A 16,879-nucleotide genomic window follows, 5' to 3' on the forward strand; every position below is an offset into this window, starting at 1 on the left:
TAAACTCGTGTGCCCTACTTTTCCACTTCCATCTCGGCAGCGGCGCCGGATTCGGCGCGTTGGTAAGTCACGCGGCCGCGAAGGATTGTGTGCGTGACCTGTGCGCCAAACTCTTCACCATTGAACGGATTATTGGAAGCCTTAGATTCCAGGGAATCGTTATCGGAAACCCACGCCGCCTCGGGATCCACGATGGTCAGGTTCGCGGGCTCCCCCACGGCGATTGGGCGCCCATGATCCGGCAGCTGCGTGATCTCCGCCGGGCGCTCAGACATGACCCGCGCGATGAAACGCCAATCAGCCAGGCCTGATGCCACAAAGATGCGGGCGATGACCGCCAGCGACGTCTCCAGTCCCAGCATGCCCGGCTTCGCGTTTTCAAACTCCACGCACTTATCCTCGGAGCCGTGCGGTGCATGATCGGTAGCCACGCAGTCAATGGTTCCATCGAGCAGCGCATCGCGCAGCGCGAGCGTGTCATGCTCCTCTCGCAGCGGAGGATTCACCCTGAACACCCCGTCGTAGGTCCTGAGCTTGTCGTCGGTAAGCAGCAGGTGATGCGGGGTTACCTCCGCGGTAAGCGGAATTCCCTGGGCCTTCGCCCATTTAAGCAACTCCACGGTGCCGGTAGTCGAGGCGTGGCAGATGTGCACGCGGTTGCCGTAATCACGGGCCAACAGCGCGTCGCGAGCAACGATCGATTCCTCGGCAACCCTCGGCCAGCCGCGCAGACCTAGCTTTGCGGCAGTCTCACCCTCGTGCGCAACAGCGCCGTCGGTAAGACGCGGCTCCTCGGCGTGCTGAGCCAGCAGCACATTCAGCCCCTTGGCGTACTCGAGCGCACGGCGCATTAGCTGCGGGTCTGACACGCACTTTCCATCGTCAGAAAACATGCGCACCCTGGCGTCGCTGCGGGCCATCATGCCAAATTCGGTCAGCGTCTTTCCCTCTAGGCCCTTAGAGATAGAGCCCACTGGGTGGACGTCACACAGGCCCAAGGCCTGGGATTTCAACCATACGGACTCGGCGATAATCGGCTGGTCCGTCACCGGCGAGGTATTAGCCATGGTAAACACAGCCGTGAAACCGCCCTTAGCCGCGGCCCTTGAACCCGTCTCGATGGTTTCCGTATCCTCGCGTCCGGGCTCGCGCAGGTGAACGTGCATGTCCACCAGCCCTGGGAGCAGAACGTGCCCGCCGGCGTCAATGACCCTATCTGCCTCATGGTCGCCCCCGATGGCCGCAATGACACCGTCCTTGATAAGGACTGTGGTCGGATCGCCCTCTCCGTAGGGCCGGACATTATCTATTAGAACTGTGCCGGCGGCTGGGGCGGATACGCGGCCGGTCTCTGGGAATCCTGTCATCATCAATCTCTCCCTCTTAGAATCCGGCATTCTCGCCGCCGACGAGCAACGTGAAAAGCACGGCCATCCGCAGATGCACACCGTTGTTCACCTGCTGCAACACCGCCGCCTCATCCAAATCGGCCACTGCGTAGTTGATCTCCATGCCGCGCAGCATGGGACCTGGGTGCATGATGATGGCATCCTTACGCATCCGCGATGCTCGCTCCTTGGACAGTCCATACAGGGTGGCATACTCCCGGTGGGACGGGAAGAACCCACCGTTCATGCGCTCTTGCTGCACCCGCAGCATCATGACCACATCCGCGTCGCTAATCTCTGCGTCAAAATCGTAGGAGATCTTGACCGGCCAGTTCTCCACACCGAACGGCAACAAGGTAGGCGGAGCCACGAGTGTCACCTCCGCCCCTAGGGTGGACAGTAGGTCTACATTGGAGCGCACCACGCGAGAATGCAGACAGTCGCCCACGATTTTGACCTTGAGGCCGTCAAAATTACCGCCACTTATGCCCAGGCGCTGGCGCATAGTCACGGCATCCAGCAAGCCTTGAGTTGGGTGCTGATGTGCCCCGTCGCCGGCGTTGATTACGGACGGCCCTTGGCCATCGGGGCAAACCCATTGCGCGACCTGCTGCGCCGCACCTGAGGAAGGGTGGCGCATAATGATGGCATCGGCCCCAATGGCCGCAAGGGTAAGCGAGGTGTCCTTAAGGGACTCCCCCTTCTTAACCGAGGACGTTGAAGCCGAAAGGTTAATAACGTCCGCGCTCATCCACTTACCCGCCGTCTCGAATGAGGAACGGGTGCGGGTGGAATTCTCATAGAACAGCGTGTAGATGGTGCGGCCACGCAGCGTGGGAAGCTTCTTCATCTCGCGGCCGTCTAGGGCCTCGCGGAAACGGTCCGCTTCATCCAGCAGGCCAACTATTTCGTCGCGGTTGAGATCCGCGATATCCAAAAGGTGCTTCACAGTTTATGCCCCCTCAGCTTCACGAATTAAGACCACGCCATCTTTGCCGTCAAGTTCCGCGATCTGGACCTCGATTCCCTCATCGCGTGAGGTGGGCACGTTCTTGCCCACATAATCGGCGCGGATTGGGACCTGGCGGTGCCCACGATCAACAAGGACCGCCAGCTGAATAACCTCAGGGCGGCCAAAATCGGAAATAGCGTCCAGTGCAGCGCGAATGGTGCGACCGGAATAGAGAACATCGTCAACCAAAATCACGGTGGCGCCGTTGAGACCCCCGGCCGGGATGGTGGTGGGCTGTAACGCGCGGTGCGGCCTATTGCGCAGGTCATCGCGGTAGAGCGTGATATCCAGGGAGCCGTGCAGAACCGGGCAACCCGAAAACTCTTCAATCCTGGCCGCAAGACGCCCAGCCAAAGGCACGCCACCAGAGGGAATGCCAAGCAGGACAACGCGGGGTGCGTCATCGGAATCTAACGCCGTTTTTTCAATAATCTGGTGCGCGATGCGTGCGACGGTACGCGAAACATCATCGGAGCTAAGCAGCTCCGTGACGGTAGCGTTATTGCCGTGTTCACTCATCGTGACCTCCTTCCCCGCCTCACAGTGCGGTCCTTTAAAGGAAATCTTTCATGGTGGTTGCTCCGGGCCATTCGGCGGAAGCGGATCGCACCGCGTTCCTTGGCCCAGATGCTGCCCTCACTGTAGCACCCCTTTCCCACTACCGCAGAGGTTTGCCTCAGGCAATGGGAAGCAAATCTCGCCGGATGCTTCCCGCACCGCCGGCCGGGCGGTTTATGTAGAATTGGCCCCCACTACTAAACGCGGTGAGGAACCCGAGCCACGCGGGGCTTTGCAGCCCCCTATTCGGCCGCGGCCCCAAGCTAAAGCACCGCACCTATAGGAGGTACATCGTGGGATTTAGCGCGACGCATGAGGTTCCAGCCTCCCGCGAGGAGGTTTGGGATTGGCACACACGCGTAGGTGCGGTGGCGCGGTTGACTCCTCCCTTCGTGCCGATGACACCCGTCCAGCAGGCCAACCGGCTATCTGACGGCACGACGATCTTCAGTCTGCCCGCGGGACTTCGCTGGACCGCTCGGCACGACCTATCCCGCTACCGGGCCGGCTATGCATTTACCGACGTCTGCATCGATGCCCCGATGAGGAAACTCGCCCACTGGCGCCATGACCACCGTTTCGCCGACTCGGGCAACGGCAATTGTTTGGTGACCGATACCCTGCACTCCCGCGTGCCCTCTAGGTTGGTGGAAGGCGTGTTTGCCTACCGCCAAAAGCAGCTCATTGAGGACATTTCATTCCTCAATCGCCTGCGCGAGGCCGGGCTCCATGGCGAAGGCGACAAGCTTACGGTGGCCATCACGGGTTCACGCGGCGGCGTGGGCCGCAACCTAAGCGCACAGCTGACCACCGCCGGCCATAGGGTCATCCAGCTGGTTCGTTCCAACCCGAAGCCCAGCCAGCGCTTGTGGAACCCAGCGCGACCTTCCGAGGATCTCCTAGAGGGCGTGGATGTACTGGTGCACCTAGCGGGTGAACCGATATTCGGCCGCTTCAATGAGGCCCACAAGAAGGCCCTTCGCGACTCGCGAATCGCTCCTACCACTAGGCTCGCGGAGTTGGTAGCAAACAGCCCCTCGGTGAGCACCATGGTCTCAGCTTCCGCCATCGGTTTTTATGGGTCCGACCGCGGTGATGAGGAACTCCACGAGGGCTCCGCAGCCGGCACCGGTTTCCTCGCCGACTTGGTCCAGGACTGGGAGGACGCCACCGCCCCGGCCGCGAATGCGGGAAAGCGGGTGGTCAATGTCCGCACCGGCGTGGTCCTCGCCGGCAATTCGGGCATGCTTCCCGTTCTTCGAACCCTGTTTTCCACCGGGCTTGGCGGTTCCTTCGGCGATGGCGAATTCTGGTTTAGCTGGATCGCCATGGATGACCTGACGGACATTTACATGCTTTCCATTCTCGATTCCCGCCTCGAAGGACCTATCAACGCCGCGGCGCCTCACCCGGTCACCAACAAACACATGTCCCAGGCTCTGGGTAAAGCCCTGCACCGCCCGGTGGTTGTGCCTATTCCCGCGCTAGGCCCCCGCATACTGCTCGGCAAGGAGGGCGCCCAGGAATTGGCCCTCGCGGACCAAAAGGTAATACCCGCGATGCTGGCAGGCCGCGGGCATACATTCCGTTTCCCCACCATCGAGCAGGCGCTAGCCCACGAACTGGGCGGCGAGGAGCTTCAACGCGCTTAAGGCTAACCGCCTACCGGCGGATGCGCTCAGGAGTAGACAGACCCATTTCCTGACCTCAGTGATGATGTTCGTTATGCTGGGTCGAGTACGAAATGTCATCCGTCAATAGAATTGGAAACCTCTTACGTGACTAACCCACCCATCCCAGAGCCGACCGACGACGGGGTCTACCCAGACTCCCCGGTAGCCGAGCTAACACTCGAGCGCATCGGCTCAATCTTGGACTCCGAGAACCTGCAGTACCGCATCGAAAGCCACGACGCCGGCGAAGAGTCCGTCACGGTGCTGCGAACCGGTTTCTCCAACACCGCAATCTTCATGCAGCTGCGCGGTGAGACCCTAATCATTGATTCCATTTGGCGCGGCGTAGTCCCTAAGTCTGAAGGGCCCAAGGTCCTTCAGCTGACCAACCAGTGGAACACCGAAAATTACACGCCCACCCTGCGCTTCCTGGAATCCGGCAATGAAGGCCTCGCCGTCTCCGCAGTACGCGAGGTCCACGTTGGTAACGGAATGAGCCGCAATCAAATTGGCGCCTTTACCATGTCCACCCTGGACGCCATCATGCAGGCCTATACCTACATCGAGTCCCAGTATCCGCAGCTCGTGACTTGGGAGGAGCACAACCATGACGCATAATGACGCGCAACTAGACGCATCCAACGCTCTGCCACGCGTGACCATCGAGCGGGTGAGCGAGGCGATGAAAAGCTTCGACGTGGAACTAGACACCACCGAGGAATCGCAGATGGCCACGTGCAACCTCAACGGCCTTCCAGTCATCTTCGCAGTACTGGAATCCGCAATCATCGTCCGTTGCGACGTGGCGACCGATGCCTCGTACTCTCAGGCGGACGCCGGCCTGTTCCTAGCTGCCCACCAAATCAACTCCGTTCTTATGGGGGCACGGGCCGCGATTGCTGATTACGAGGACACCCTCATCGTGCGTACCGAGCGTGAGATCCCTTGCGCGGCCGGCCTCAACGATGAGCAGCTTTCCTCCGCGCTGAAGGCCGCGGTCGATGGCGTCATCGGCGCACAAAACGCCATGGTGGCCACCGCGGAAGAAATGGCCAAGATGGGCTCCCAGACCTCGGCCGATGAAACCGGCGGCCCAGACTCTGCCTACGCGCCGGCAGACGGCTAAAAGGCCCACCCAGCGGCAGGGGACCACGGGCGAGATCCTCGGACTAGCGCCGAGGTTCTCGCCTTTGCGCTACCTATGGCGAAAAGCCCCGAAGGCGTTACCCCGCACGTGGATTCTTACTTGCCTGTCACGGACTTCGCGTGACAGAAGATTGTTGGGTGACAGGAGATTTTAGTCAAGCGCCTTGAGCCTTGCCAGTTCGGCCTCAGGATCGAAGTCCGCCTCTGGCCAATCAAGGTCCAGCCCACGCAAGGTATTGAGCAGCAGCAGGGCTAGTACTAAACGCGCGTAGCGCTTGTTATCCGTTGGAATGGCGAACCACGGCGCATGGTCCTCGTCAGTGCGACGGATGGCATCTTCGTAGGCGTGCATGTAGTCATCCCAGTACCCACGTTCCGCCACATCGGCCGGGTCATACTTCCAATGCTTATCCGGGCGCTCTACGCGTTCAATAAGGTTCTTTTTCTGAAATTCTTTGGAAATGTGGAAAAAGACCTTGATGATGCGCGTCCCGCCATCCGCTAATTCTTTCTCATAATCGCGGATGGCAGCGAAGCGCCGATCAATTTCTTCTTCGTCGACCCACTCGTGAACGCGCTGGATTAATACGTCCTCATAGTGGGAGCGGTCAAAGGCTACGATGCGTCCCGGCTCCGGATCGTGCTTACGGATGCGCCACAGGAAATCATGTTTCCTTTCCTCTTCCGTAGGTGAGCCAAATCCCACTGTGTCCACGCCCTGTGGGTCAAACATGGAAAAGACATGGCGGATTGCCCCGCCCTTGCCAGAGGTATCCATGCCTTGCAAGACCACAAGCACGGACGGGGCCCGGTCACCGTCGGCAGCTACGCGGGCCGTGGCGAAAAGCTTTTCCTGAAGCTCGCCAATTTCATCCGCGAGTTCATCGAGCGCGTTATCGAGCTTCTTTTTACCGCCATCAAACCCCGGCGTGTCAGTTGGATCAAGGCTGGCGATCTCAAAATCCTTGCCCGCCCGCAACTTAAGCGCGTCTTCTACATCGAAAGATGTCATGGAAAATCCCCTACTGGACCACTTGCACCGGCGTATTACTTCTTGCGGTTCTTCAACCAGATGGCCCCAGTCAAAACGGTGGCAAAGCCCGTCCATGCGGCGTATGGGGCCAGCCACCAGCCGCGTTTGGGCTTAACCTCCACGCATCGGCGCACTAGGTCCGCGCTTGAAGCCGCGAGAGCCGCTGCCTCAGCGGTAGCCAACGCCGGTTTCTTGCCCCGGAAAAAGAGGAAACACCAACCGGTATTCAGAGCAAGGTTCAGGCCCAAGGCTCCTGCCAGCCGCTTAAATTCCTCTTCCTTGCCCTGTTCCTTCAGCTCTACCAGGGTGGTCCCGGTTACCGCCGCAATGTCTACGTATAGCGCGGTCCATGCGACCGGAAACAGCCATGCGGGAGGCTGGAAAGCAGGCTTCCTACGGGTGAGATACCACAAGGAATCCGTCTTCGTGGCAACGGATCCAGCGGCGGCGCTAGCACCCACGGCCGCGGCCGTGGCGGTGAGTATTTCTGTCTTGTTCTGCATTCCACCACCTTACGCGAATTCTTACCACCCTAGGTGAATGCACGCGATGACCACCGCATGGCCAGCCGACCCCTTCGCTTAGGGCCTGGCAAATGGCTCAACCCACCGGCACATACACCGGTGGGTTGAGCAAACATCTTGTTCTAAAGCTGCGGGATTAACTACTCGCCCTGAGGTGGTAGATCCGTTCTAGTGGCGGCTTCACTTTCCCCGGACTCATCAGGCACAGCTACCTCTGGCGCCTCATCCGAGTCATCCGCGGCGGCATCGACCATGGGGTTGCCTGCGGATGTGGCCTGAGCCACGTCATCTAACACCGCGTGGATGTATGGGGCCGCAGCGTCAGTGGAATACTCGCTGGCAAGCTCTACTCCCTCCACTACCGCGGTCACCTTGGGCACGTCGGGGTTAAACAGCAACTCCCATACGCCAACGCGCAGGATCGCGCGATCCACTGCGGGGATGCGGAACAACTCCCAATCCTCCGAAAGGTAACGCTCGATGGTTTCATCGATGACATCGAGTTCCTCTGCTGCGCCCGCGACGATTTGCTGCGTGTATTCGGCGATCGGGGCCACGCCGTGCTCATTATCGCGTGCTAGGGCGACGCGATCTTGGACGATAGCCACCGGGTCTACATCCCGGCTTTCTGCTTCGTACAGGATGTCAGCCGCGCGGCGCCGCGCGCGGTAGCGCGCCGTATGCCGCTTGAACTTATCCTTGGATTCCGATTTGGATTCAGACACTGTACGCGTAAGCCCTAGTTGTTCACGCGGGACAGGTAAGAACCGTTGCGGGTGTCAACCTTTACGACGTTACCGGTCTCAATGAACAGTGGGACCTGGATCTCCGCGCCGGTTTCCAGGGTTGCAGGCTTGGTGCCGCCGTTGGAGCGGTCACCCTGCAGGCCAGGCTCGGTGTGGGAGATGGTCAGATCGACGTTGATCGGCAGCTCGGCGAACAGGGCCTCACCCTCGTGGAAAGAAACCTGGACGCGCATGTTTTCGAGGAGGAACTTTGCGGCGTCACCGAACTTGTCCTCGGACAGCTCTACCTGCTCGAAGTCCTTGTCATCCATGCAGACGTAGTTCGTACCGTCGTTGTAGAGGTAGGTCATGTCGCGGCGGTCAACGGTAGCGGTCTCTACCTTGGCGCCTGCATTCCAGGTCTTGTCAGTTACTTTGCCGGTAACAACGTCCTTGAGCTTAGTACGCACGAAGGCTGGGCCCTTACCCGGCTTCACGTGCTGGAACTCAACGATCTGCTGCAGCTTGTTATCGATCTTCAGTACAAGACCGTTCTTGAATGCGGTGGTATCAGCCACGGATCAAACTCCCATTGGATTGACATCTATAAGTTTCGAATGGACAGTGTACTACTGTCCCCCACAATCAAGCGAATGACCGGCTGAAATGTGAGGGACCGGAGCAGATTAGAAAGACACCAGTTCCTTGGTGTAATTCGTGATGATCTTTGGCGCGCCCTCAGTAATGATGAGCGTATCTTCGATACGCACGCCCCCCTTGCCTGGGACATAAATACCCGGCTCGATGGTCAAGGTCATTCCGGGAGCCAGCTGGCCGGGTGCATTGCGCGCCGCAGCCGGACGCTCGTGGACCTCGAGTCCCACGCCGTGACCGGTGGAATGCACAAAGTATTGACCGTAGCCGGCCTCCTCAATCACGTCGCGGCAGGCCTTGTCTACGTCAGCCAGCCGGGCCCCCGGGACCGAAGCCCTAACGCCCGCTTCCTGCGCGCGTTTGACGATCTGATAGATCTCAGAGGCAAACTCGCCCGGTGTCCCGATAACGAAGGTGCGAGTCATATCGGAATTAAAGCCTGCCCGGTGGGCGCCAAAATCAATGGTGACCAAGTCTCCATCTTCGAGGACGCGGTCGCCCGCCTGATAGTGCGGAAGCGCGGAATTTGGACCGGAGGCCACAATAGTGTCGAAGCTCGGGCGATCGGCTCCGGCGATACGCATGCGGAATTCCAGATCCGCCGCCACCTCGCGCTCGGTGCGGCCGGCAGCCAATTCGCCAGCCTCAAGCATGCCCACCAGCGCCTTGGTCGCCAGCTCGGCGATATCTGTGAGCTTTTCCAGCTCGGTCGCGTCCTTGATGATTCGAATGTCTTCGATGACACCGGTAATGGGGACCAGCGTAACCCCCTCCGGCAGCGCCTTTTCCAAAGCCTCACGCTCGCTGACTGAGATGTATTCAGCCTCAAAGCCCACACGGGCTGGGCCCTCTACGCGGGACAAAAGTGCCGGCCCCACGGCGCGCTCAATGATTGCCTCCACATCGGGCACCTGCTGGGCGATTTGCGTGGTGTACCGGCCATCCGTGGCAACCTTTGCGTTCAACGCCTTATCTATGTAGAGCGCTCCGTTGGAGCCGGAAAATCCGGTGAGGTACTGCATGTGGGTGAGATTCGTTACCACCATGCCATCCACGCGCTTGCCAGCAAGCTTGGAAGCAAGCTTGCGGCGGCGGTCACTGTAACGAGTATCGGCTAAAGACATCTATTCCTCCTTGCACGAGCCTATCCGGGGCACACCCAAAGGCGGGCTTTTACCGATTCTATAGGTTTTGGACCGTGGGTTAGCGCGCACCCTTGTTATCCCCCGAGTTATCCCTGCCGTTCTGTGTTGTGCGCCGGCCGCTACCTAAGCACGCGCAGGTGGTCGAGGTGCTTTATTGCCGCGTGAGGCGAGCATTAAGGCTAGCTTTGTTCCGCGAAATACCCCAGCGCCGCGCGGTATCCGTAAGTACCAAGACCCGCGATGACTCCCCGGGCAATGGGGCTTAGGTAGGAATGCTGCCGGAAAGTCTCGCGGGCGTGGACGTTGGATATGTGCACCTCGACGAATCCGGCCCCATCGGCAATCTCGGCCAGTGCATCGCGGAGGGCCACGGAGGTGTGAGTGAATCCACCGGGGTTGATGATGACGCCCAGCCGCTCATCGGCCGCGCGATGCACCGCTTCAATGAGTTCCCCCTCATGGTTGGACTGGAAAAACTCTATCGCCAACCCAAGGCGCTCTGCCTCGGCCCGCACCTCATTGTTGACGTCTTCTAGGGTGGTGGAACCGTAGATCTCGGGTTGGCGTTTGCCTAAACGGTTTAAGTTCGGCCCGTTGAGAACAAGAATTTTCACGGATCAGTCCTTTTAAGCGAGAGTGGAAGATAAGCGATACGAAGCGGCGGCTAAGCCGAAATCGCCTCATAGGCGGCGCGTAGCTCATCCATGCCGGGGCCTTCGATTCGGGTGGTGCTGCCAACCCCGGTAAGCGCAACGAAGCGGATATTGCCGTCCCGGTTTTTCTTGTCACGGGTCATCCCTTCGTACAGCTCCTCGAAATGCCCGCCCTCATACGTCGTGGGCAGGCCTACCGAATCCAGAATGAGCCTGTGCTTCGCCAGCAGGTCGTCATCGATGAGCCCCCGCGCGTGCGAAAGATGGGCGATAAACATCATTCCTACCGCCACCGCGTTCCCGTGGCGCCACGTATAGTTCTCTCGCAGCTCCACGGAATGGCCGAAGGTGTGCCCGTAGTTAAGGGTCTCGCGCAGGCCGGCCTCCTTGAGATCCTCGCCAACTACGCGCGCTTTGACCGCAACGGAGCGAGCGATGAGCTCAGGAAGGATACCCTCCGGGTCAAGGGCACCGGCTGGATCCGCCAGGTAGTGGTCAATGATGACCGGATCATGAATAAACCCTGTCTTGATGATCTCCGCCGATCCGGCAATGATTTCCTCCTCCGGTAGCGTGCGGAGGCGGTCCAAGTCGATAAACACCGAGTCAGGTTCGTGGAACGAACCAACCAAGTTCTTTCCCGCGGCGGTGTTGATGCCTGTCTTTCCGCCTACCGCCGCATCGACCATCGCCAACAGCGTTGTGGGAACCTGGATTACCTTGATACCGCGCATCCACGTAGCGGCGACGAAACCGGCCAAATCGGTAGTGGCTCCGCCGCCTAGGCCGATAATTGCGTCCTTTCGTCCAAACCCGGCATCACCAAGCCGGTCCCACAGGTTCGCCACGACGTCCAGGGACTTGCAGGCCTCCGCATCGGGTACGCTCAGCAATTCAACATGGATGTTGCGCACCTCGCACTCTTTGGCGATTTGGCGGGCGGGCGCAGCCAAAACAGGCTGGTGGACAATCCCAACCTTGGATATTCCAAGTGAGGCTACCCGCTCGACGATGGATTCAGTTAAACCTCTACCGATAGTGACTTCATACGGCGCCGGACCATTGACGGCAATGACGGTTGACATGGGCACTACTCCTCTAGTTACAGGGTTTCTAAGAATCCCAGAATGTCCGCTACCACCTGCTGCGGACTGCGGCCATCCGTGCGGGCGCGGTAATCTGCCACCTCGCGGTAGAAAGGCGCGCGTTCCTCAATAAGCGCCGCGTAATGCGTTAGGGGATCCGCCGAGGCCAGCACCGGGCGGGTGTTTTCCTCTGCGGTGCGGCGGACGCCTTCTTCGGCGGACACATCGATGAGCACCACTGTATGGTGGTGCAGCAGGTCGCGCGTGGACTCAGTAAGAACCGCCCCTCCCCCGAGACTCACCACGCCGTCAGACTGCAGGGCAAGGGCGACGTGGTTAGCCTCGATCTCACGGAATCGAGGCTCTCCTTCCTGGGAGAAGACCTCACCGCACGTGCGGCCCTCCGCTTCCTCGATCAACTGGTCTGAATCAACCAAGCCGCAGTTTAGGGCGCGCGAAAGCCTGCGCCCGATGGTGGACTTACCCGCACCCGGAGGGCCAACCAGGACCACTCGGGGGCGGGATACGCGCTTGACGGGGTCCTGCGATGCCACGGCGTCTGGAGCGGTCATGACCTATTCCTCCTCAGCAGCGTCCGCGAAAGCCAAACGCTGCGCTACGTACTCCTTGTAAGCAGCAATGTTGCGCTTAGTTTCTTCAATGTTATCCCCACCGAACTTCTCGAGCACGGCACGCGCCAGTACCAAGGCGACCATGGCTTCGGCTACAACGCCTGCGGCGGGAACCGCACACACGTCGGAACGCTGGTGGATGGCGGTGGCCGGCTTGCCTGAGACCATATCAACGGTCTTCAGCGCGCGTGGGACCGTGGAAATTGGTTTCATAGCGGCACGGACAATCAGGGGCTGACCATTGGTCATGCCGCCCTCTACGCCGCCGGCGCGATTCGTAAGGCGAGCAACACCGTCTTCGGAGCGAACCATTTCATCGTGGGCTTCACTGCCGCGGCGGCGGGCCTCTTTGAAGCCGTCACCGATCTCAACCCCCTTGATGGCTTGGATTCCCATGACGGCGGCCGCCAACTGGGCGTCCAGGCGGTCCTCGCCCGAGGTGTGGGAGCCCAAACCGACTGGAAGGCCCTCGACCACAACCTCGACTACGCCACCGAGGGTGTCCCCCTGCTTCTTGGCAGCCTCGATTTCAGCGATCATGGAATCCTCTGCGGCCTTATCGCAGGCTCGCACCGGGGATTCATCAATCCGGTCGAGATCCGAAAAATCGGGGGTTGGGCCCGCATAAGGCTCAGAGGCCCCAATGGAAACGACGTGCGAGAAGACCTCGACGCCCAGGACCTCACGCAGGAAGTTGCGGGCGACCGTAGCCGCGGCAACCCGAGCGGCGGTCTCCCGGGCGGAGGACCGTTCCAGGATCGGGCGGGCCTCATCGTGGCCAAACTTCACCATACCCGCAAAATCCGCGTGACCAGGGCGCGGACGGGTAAGGGCTGCGCCGCGGCCGGAGGCCATGGCTTTAGCGGTTTCCTCATCTTCCCAATCCAGGGGATCCGGGGACATGATAGTGGTCCACTTTGGCCACTCGGTGTTGCCGATCATGATGGCGATAGGGCTACCTAGCGTGTATCCATGACGGATTCCGGAAAGCAGGGTTAGCTCATCGGCCTCAAACTTCATGCGCGCGCCACGCCCGTATCCAAGGCGGCGGCGGGCAAGCTGGTAAGCAATGTCTTTTTGGGTGACGGGAACCCCCGCTGGCATGTGCTCAATCATTGCTATGAGCGCCTGGCCGTGGGATTCTCCTGCAGTGGTCCAACGAAGCATGCCCGTTATTATTTCATGCTTCTCCCCCATCACGTGGCCGGGTGGCCCGTTAGGGGGTAAAACCACCCCAGGCCCACCGGAAACTGGCCCAACCTGGTCCGGGTTTTTAAGCAACGACGCAGCTCAGCACGGAAATCAGCGCGCCGCCAAACATGCTGGGGCCGTGCGGGCAATCCCGTATCCTTAAGGCGCTAAGTATCGCCGCGGTTATTAACGAGGCAGCACACATAGCGACAAACACGGCCACGACGCCGTTGCACCACGCGCAGGCTATTCCAAGCGGTACCGCCAACTTGATGTCTCCACCACCCAGCCCACCGCCGTTGGCCGCGGTAAATAGGTACGTCGCCGGCCAGACTAGGCCCCACAACGCCATGGGCTGGATAAGGACACCGGCAATTAGCAGCCCCACGGCAGGCGGAACGGTCAGCGAGTCCGGCAGGCGTCTAAATTTCACATCCCACCAGCACAGCATCGCAATCCATGCCGCAATAGCTACGCCCGCTAACACGGAAATTGACCAGGAAAATTCCCCCACGTGTATTACTCCCCCCGAGTTCAAGTCCTATGCACTCGAGCAAAGCACGTGGGGTACCGCTTCGTCGAGCCTTATGGAGCGGCCTGTGGATAACCCTTAGCGGGTGCGTCCAAGCGCATTTCGAAGCGCGTCGAACATCGCCGCGCGCGGCGCTTCATGGCCCGTGAATTGCTCGAATTGGCTAAACGCCTGGCAGGCCAGCATGACATGCCCACCTACGGTACGGTACCCGTCGGCCGCTGCCGCGGTGATGAGCCTCGTTGGCCACGGGTCATAGATGACGTCAAGCACCGGCGCCTGGGCAAGGTCTTCTTCAAACCCGTCCAGGGCCGCAGACGGCACCGTTGAAATAACTACATCCGCCTTGCGTGCGAGGGCTTTGAGATTGTCGCGATACGTCGCCGGTTCCACGTGAATCCCCAAGGTTCCGGTCAGGTTGGAAAGCTCAGCGCGGCGGTCCCTTCGATTGAGCAAATCGATGTGTGCCACTCCGCGCTGACCAAGCGCCCAAATCGCCGGACGGGCCGTTCCCCCGGAGCCAATCACCATCGCCCGGTCGATGCTGCGGTCCCCCAGTAGCTCTTCTAAAGCTCCCGCAACCCCCTCTGTATCCGTATTATCCGCACGCCATCCGTTCTCCAGGCGTACCAAGGTGTTTGCTGAGCCCATGAGACGCGCGCGGTCGGTGACCTCGGTGCCGTACTCCAGGGCGGCGAACTTGCCCGGCATAGTCACGGAGAAACCCACGAAATCCTCTTCCGCCCGGTCGACTAACTCTGGAAGCTGCGCGGCCTCGCATTCAAAGCGGGTGTAGGACCAATCCTCAAGGCCCAAGGCTTGGTATCCAGCGTTGTGCAAGACGGGCGATAATGAATGCTCAATGGGTGAGCCCAAAACGGCTGCGCGTGGCAATGGATTCTCCTGAAGCTATTAGAACGAACTGCTAACTTTTATGCCTCCACGCTACTATTACCCGCCCCAAAGCCCGGCATGGGCCGCTGCTTTTCTTTCTCTCGCTAAAGCTCGAATGCTTCAAGAACCTAGGGCGAATGTTCAATGGCAAGACGAATCCCCGCCGCGCCAATGATTTTCGGCGAAGTCACCGCCACGCATACACAAGGCCCCAAGCCTCCACAAAGAAGGCCCGGGGCCAAGAGGTCCTGGTAACAGTTAGGACAGCCGGCGCCGCCTAGCGTTGGGTATCGAGGATGCCCGAGTTGAGAGCCTCATCGACGTAGCGGAGGTGTTCCTCGTAAGTGTTGGTGAACACGGTACGTCCATCGGCAGCGACGGTGACGAAGAACAGCCATTCTCCATCCGCCGGGTTTTCCATGGCAGCGATTGCCTCATCGGACGGCGAGGCGATTGGGGTATCGGGCAGGCCATCCTTAGCATAGGTATTCCACGGCGTTACCGTGGCGCGATCCTCGTCGGTAGTAGCCAACTCCACGTCAGGCAGGCCATAGTTCACGGTGGAGTCAAACTCCAAACGCATGGGCTCTTCGAGGCGGTTGAGGATAACCCGAGCAACCTTGTCAAAATCCCCCGCGGGCGCCTCACGCTCAACCAAAGAAGCCGCAACAAGCAATTCGTAGGGAGAAAGCCCAATAGCCTGGGCCCGGTTCACGATATCCGTCTCGTTGTATCGCTGCGTGGAACGCGTGATGAGATCCGTAAGGATTTCCTGCGCGCTCATGTTTGGGTCCAGCACGTACTGGCCAGGGGCAATCAGCCCCTCCAACCGCTTAGGGTCATTGCCACGAGCGCGGACCGCATCCACGGCCCACTCCGGTGCACCCAGTTCTACCGGGTCGACGGTGGCCGCCACATTTTCCAGATCGGCTACCTCAACGCACTCCCCATCGTTGCACGTCACCTGGTTAATAAGGGAGAAGACACCATAGCGCACGTCGCCGCCCACTACATTGACGTCCGTGAGCGTAAGCCCCCCGGGAACGTCCAGCATGTCGACCTTATTGTCTGGGTTAAGCAAGGCGGCCACGGCTGATTCGGCGCTCATTTCCTGCTGGAGGCGGTAGAAACCAGGCTGAATCGCGGCCGCGTCAGGGTTGTTAGCCGCCGCCGTTTGGAAGGCGCCGTCAGATTTTACGATTCCTTTATCGACCAGGCCGGGCCCCAATTGGGACATCGAAGAGCCTTCAGCAACCTGCACCAGTTCCACGGTCCCGTTGCCCTCGCCTTCATAATCGGCACCTGCTTGCGTGTCGCCGCCCCGCAGGTTCTGGAAAGCGATATACCCCACCGCGCCAACAATCAGGATGATGGAGGCGATGAAGACCGCCAATCCGCGCTGGCGGCGCTTGACGTACACAGGCTCCATGCGCTTATCAACGCGAGAGGTATTACGGCTCACTGAAGTCTCGTCTCCTGCAGGTATCGGTTCAACAAAATGTGGTCTTCTTAGCCCTCGCGGCTAGATAGTGCATTGGCACGGGCGTCTAACCACGATTGCAAGATTTCCACCGCTGCCGCTTGGTCGATAACTGAACGACCCTTCCTCTCGCTAACCCCGGAAGCCCTCAGGGCTGCCGTAGCCGCGACGGTAGTCAAGCGTTCATCCGCCATGCGTACAGGTGGTGGATTATTACCAAAGATTACATTTTGATTAAGCCGCCTGCGAATGCGAAACGCAATTTCCTTGGCATGCTTCACGCTCTTAGACCCATTACCCTGCAGGTCTCGAGGCAATCCCACCACAATCTCAACGGCCTGATAATCCTCGATGAGCTGCAGCAACCGGTCAATATCACCCTTGTCGGGATCCTTGAAGCCGGTCTCACGTTGAATCGTTTCCACGGGGGTGGCCAGGCGCGCATCCCGGTCCGAGGATGCTACCCCAATCCGGACGGTGCCTACGTCAATTCCTATACGGCGGCCCGGGCCTGGATCATCCACGCCCGGGGCGTCAGGTTGTACCTTCGCCAT

The 16,879-nt window shown here is 59.8% G+C and carries 19 protein-coding genes; 3 read left to right on the forward strand and 16 right to left on the reverse strand.

The annotated features are described in order from the left end of the window. Positions 1–14: 14 nt before the first annotated feature. Genes CENDO_RS06090 through pyrR form a run of 3 tightly spaced genes read right to left on the reverse strand, consistent with a single transcriptional unit; the run spans position 15 to position 2,919 of the window. A complete protein-coding gene (locus CENDO_RS06090) occupies positions 15–1,367 on the reverse strand; it encodes a dihydroorotase (RefSeq protein WP_136142172.1) in 1,353 nt (450 codons plus the stop codon). A 16-nt stretch (positions 1,368–1,383) separates the two neighbouring features. Beyond that, positions 1,384–2,337: an aspartate carbamoyltransferase catalytic subunit gene (locus CENDO_RS06095; protein WP_136141244.1), complete on the reverse strand. Its 954-nt coding sequence runs from the start codon at positions 2,335–2,337 to the stop codon at positions 1,384–1,386. 3 nt (positions 2,338–2,340) lie between these two features. Continuing rightward, a complete protein-coding gene (gene pyrR / locus CENDO_RS06100; RefSeq protein ID WP_136141245.1) occupies positions 2,341–2,919 on the reverse strand; it encodes a bifunctional pyr operon transcriptional regulator/uracil phosphoribosyltransferase PyrR in 579 nt (192 codons plus the stop codon). 332 nt (positions 2,920–3,251) lie between these two features. On the opposite strand from pyrR, the gene CENDO_RS06105 reads away from it, so the two are divergent. The 3 genes from CENDO_RS06105 to CENDO_RS06115 all read left to right on the forward strand — a co-directional run bounded on the left by CENDO_RS06105 (position 3,252) and on the right by CENDO_RS06115 (position 5,757). Further along, positions 3,252–4,610 carry a TIGR01777 family oxidoreductase gene (locus CENDO_RS06105; protein ID WP_136141246.1) on the forward strand — a complete coding sequence of 453 codons (1,359 nt, stop codon included), beginning with the start codon at positions 3,252–3,254 and terminating at the stop codon, positions 4,608–4,610. Positions 4,611–4,736: 126 nt separating this feature from the next. Then, on the forward strand, positions 4,737–5,249 hold the full coding sequence (locus CENDO_RS06110) for a YbjN domain-containing protein (RefSeq protein WP_136141247.1): 513 nt from the start codon (positions 4,737–4,739) through the stop codon (positions 5,247–5,249). Next, positions 5,239–5,757, forward strand: coding sequence for a YbjN domain-containing protein (locus CENDO_RS06115; protein ID WP_136141248.1), 519 nt, complete (start codon positions 5,239–5,241; stop codon positions 5,755–5,757). Before CENDO_RS06110 ends, CENDO_RS06115 begins: the two co-directional genes overlap by 11 nt. A 171-nt stretch (positions 5,758–5,928) precedes the next feature. On the opposite strand, the gene CENDO_RS06120 is transcribed toward CENDO_RS06115, so the two are convergent. From CENDO_RS06120 to ruvX, 13 genes are all read right to left on the reverse strand, one after another. Then, positions 5,929–6,789, reverse strand: a complete 861-nt coding sequence (locus CENDO_RS06120; RefSeq protein ID WP_136141249.1) for a PPK2 family polyphosphate kinase — start codon at positions 6,787–6,789, stop codon at positions 5,929–5,931. 35 nt (positions 6,790–6,824) lie between these two features. Beyond that, positions 6,825–7,313: a TspO/MBR family protein gene (locus CENDO_RS06125; RefSeq protein ID WP_136141250.1), complete on the reverse strand. Its 489-nt coding sequence runs from the start codon at positions 7,311–7,313 to the stop codon at positions 6,825–6,827. Between the two features lie 161 nt (positions 7,314–7,474). Next, positions 7,475–8,059, reverse strand: coding sequence for a transcription antitermination factor NusB (nusB, locus tag CENDO_RS06130; protein WP_136141251.1), 585 nt, complete (start codon positions 8,057–8,059; stop codon positions 7,475–7,477). Between the two features lie 14 nt (positions 8,060–8,073). Then, positions 8,074–8,637: an elongation factor P gene (gene efp / locus CENDO_RS06135; RefSeq protein WP_136141252.1), complete on the reverse strand. Its 564-nt coding sequence runs from the start codon at positions 8,635–8,637 to the stop codon at positions 8,074–8,076. Between the two features lie 108 nt (positions 8,638–8,745). After that, the gene (locus CENDO_RS06140) at positions 8,746–9,837 is read right to left on the reverse strand and encodes a M24 family metallopeptidase (RefSeq protein ID WP_136141253.1); all 1,092 of its coding nucleotides are present in this window, start codon (positions 9,835–9,837) and stop codon (positions 8,746–8,748) included. 200 nt (positions 9,838–10,037) lie between these two features. Then, positions 10,038–10,472: a type II 3-dehydroquinate dehydratase gene (aroQ, locus tag CENDO_RS06145; RefSeq protein WP_136141254.1), complete on the reverse strand. Its 435-nt coding sequence runs from the start codon at positions 10,470–10,472 to the stop codon at positions 10,038–10,040. A 50-nt stretch (positions 10,473–10,522) separates the two neighbouring features. Further along, positions 10,523–11,596 carry a 3-dehydroquinate synthase gene (gene aroB / locus CENDO_RS06150; protein WP_136141255.1) on the reverse strand — a complete coding sequence of 358 codons (1,074 nt, stop codon included), beginning with the start codon at positions 11,594–11,596 and terminating at the stop codon, positions 10,523–10,525. Between the two features lie 17 nt (positions 11,597–11,613). Next, on the reverse strand, positions 11,614–12,168 hold the full coding sequence (locus tag CENDO_RS06155; RefSeq protein WP_136141256.1) for a shikimate kinase: 555 nt from the start codon (positions 12,166–12,168) through the stop codon (positions 11,614–11,616). 3 nt (positions 12,169–12,171) lie between these two features. Beyond that, positions 12,172–13,395, reverse strand: coding sequence for a chorismate synthase (aroC, locus tag CENDO_RS06160; protein ID WP_136141257.1), 1,224 nt, complete (start codon positions 13,393–13,395; stop codon positions 12,172–12,174). Positions 13,396–13,501: 106 nt separating this feature from the next. Next, a complete protein-coding gene (locus tag CENDO_RS06165) occupies positions 13,502–13,933 on the reverse strand; it encodes a prepilin peptidase (RefSeq protein WP_342773396.1) in 432 nt (143 codons plus the stop codon). 96 nt (positions 13,934–14,029) lie between these two features. Next, the gene (locus CENDO_RS06170; RefSeq protein ID WP_136141258.1) at positions 14,030–14,845 is read right to left on the reverse strand and encodes a shikimate dehydrogenase; all 816 of its coding nucleotides are present in this window, start codon (positions 14,843–14,845) and stop codon (positions 14,030–14,032) included. Positions 14,846–15,122: 277 nt separating this feature from the next. Further along, positions 15,123–16,274: an endolytic transglycosylase MltG gene (gene mltG, locus CENDO_RS06175; protein WP_136142174.1), complete on the reverse strand. Its 1,152-nt coding sequence runs from the start codon at positions 16,272–16,274 to the stop codon at positions 15,123–15,125. Positions 16,275–16,354: 80 nt separating this feature from the next. After that, positions 16,355–16,879 carry a Holliday junction resolvase RuvX gene (gene ruvX, locus CENDO_RS06180; RefSeq protein WP_136141259.1) on the reverse strand — a complete coding sequence of 175 codons (525 nt, stop codon included), beginning with the start codon at positions 16,877–16,879 and terminating at the stop codon, positions 16,355–16,357.

Source organism: Corynebacterium endometrii (assembly GCF_004795735.1).
Classification (GTDB): domain Bacteria; phylum Actinomycetota; class Actinomycetes; order Mycobacteriales; family Mycobacteriaceae; genus Corynebacterium; species Corynebacterium endometrii.

Excerpts from the sequence above, each read along its gene's own strand:
- pyrR (WP_136141245.1), bottom strand. The coding sequence starts at position 2,919 with ATGAGTGAACACGGCAATAACGCTACCGTCACGGAGCTGCTTAGCTCC.
- ruvX (WP_136141259.1), bottom strand. The coding sequence starts at position 16,879 with ATGGCGAAGGTACAACCTGACGCCCCGGGCGTGGATGATCCAGGCCCG.
- CENDO_RS06090 (WP_136142172.1), bottom strand. The coding sequence starts at position 1,367 with ATGACAGGATTCCCAGAGACCGGCCGCGTATCCGCCCCAGCCGCCGGC.
- aroC (WP_136141257.1), bottom strand. The coding sequence starts at position 13,395 with ATGCTTCGTTGGACCACTGCAGGAGAATCCCACGGCCAGGCGCTCATA.
- CENDO_RS06155 (WP_136141256.1), bottom strand. The coding sequence starts at position 12,168 with ATGACCGCTCCAGACGCCGTGGCATCGCAGGACCCCGTCAAGCGCGTA.
- CENDO_RS06115 (WP_136141248.1), top strand. The coding sequence starts at position 5,239 with ATGACGCATAATGACGCGCAACTAGACGCATCCAACGCTCTGCCACGC.
- CENDO_RS06125 (WP_136141250.1), bottom strand. The coding sequence starts at position 7,313 with ATGCAGAACAAGACAGAAATACTCACCGCCACGGCCGCGGCCGTGGGT.
- CENDO_RS06140 (WP_136141253.1), bottom strand. The coding sequence starts at position 9,837 with ATGTCTTTAGCCGATACTCGTTACAGTGACCGCCGCCGCAAGCTTGCT.
- aroB (WP_136141255.1), bottom strand. The coding sequence starts at position 11,596 with ATGTCAACCGTCATTGCCGTCAATGGTCCGGCGCCGTATGAAGTCACT.
- CENDO_RS06120 (WP_136141249.1), bottom strand. The coding sequence starts at position 6,789 with ATGACATCTTTCGATGTAGAAGACGCGCTTAAGTTGCGGGCGGGCAAG.
- mltG (WP_136142174.1), bottom strand. The coding sequence starts at position 16,274 with ATGGAGCCTGTGTACGTCAAGCGCCGCCAGCGCGGATTGGCGGTCTTC.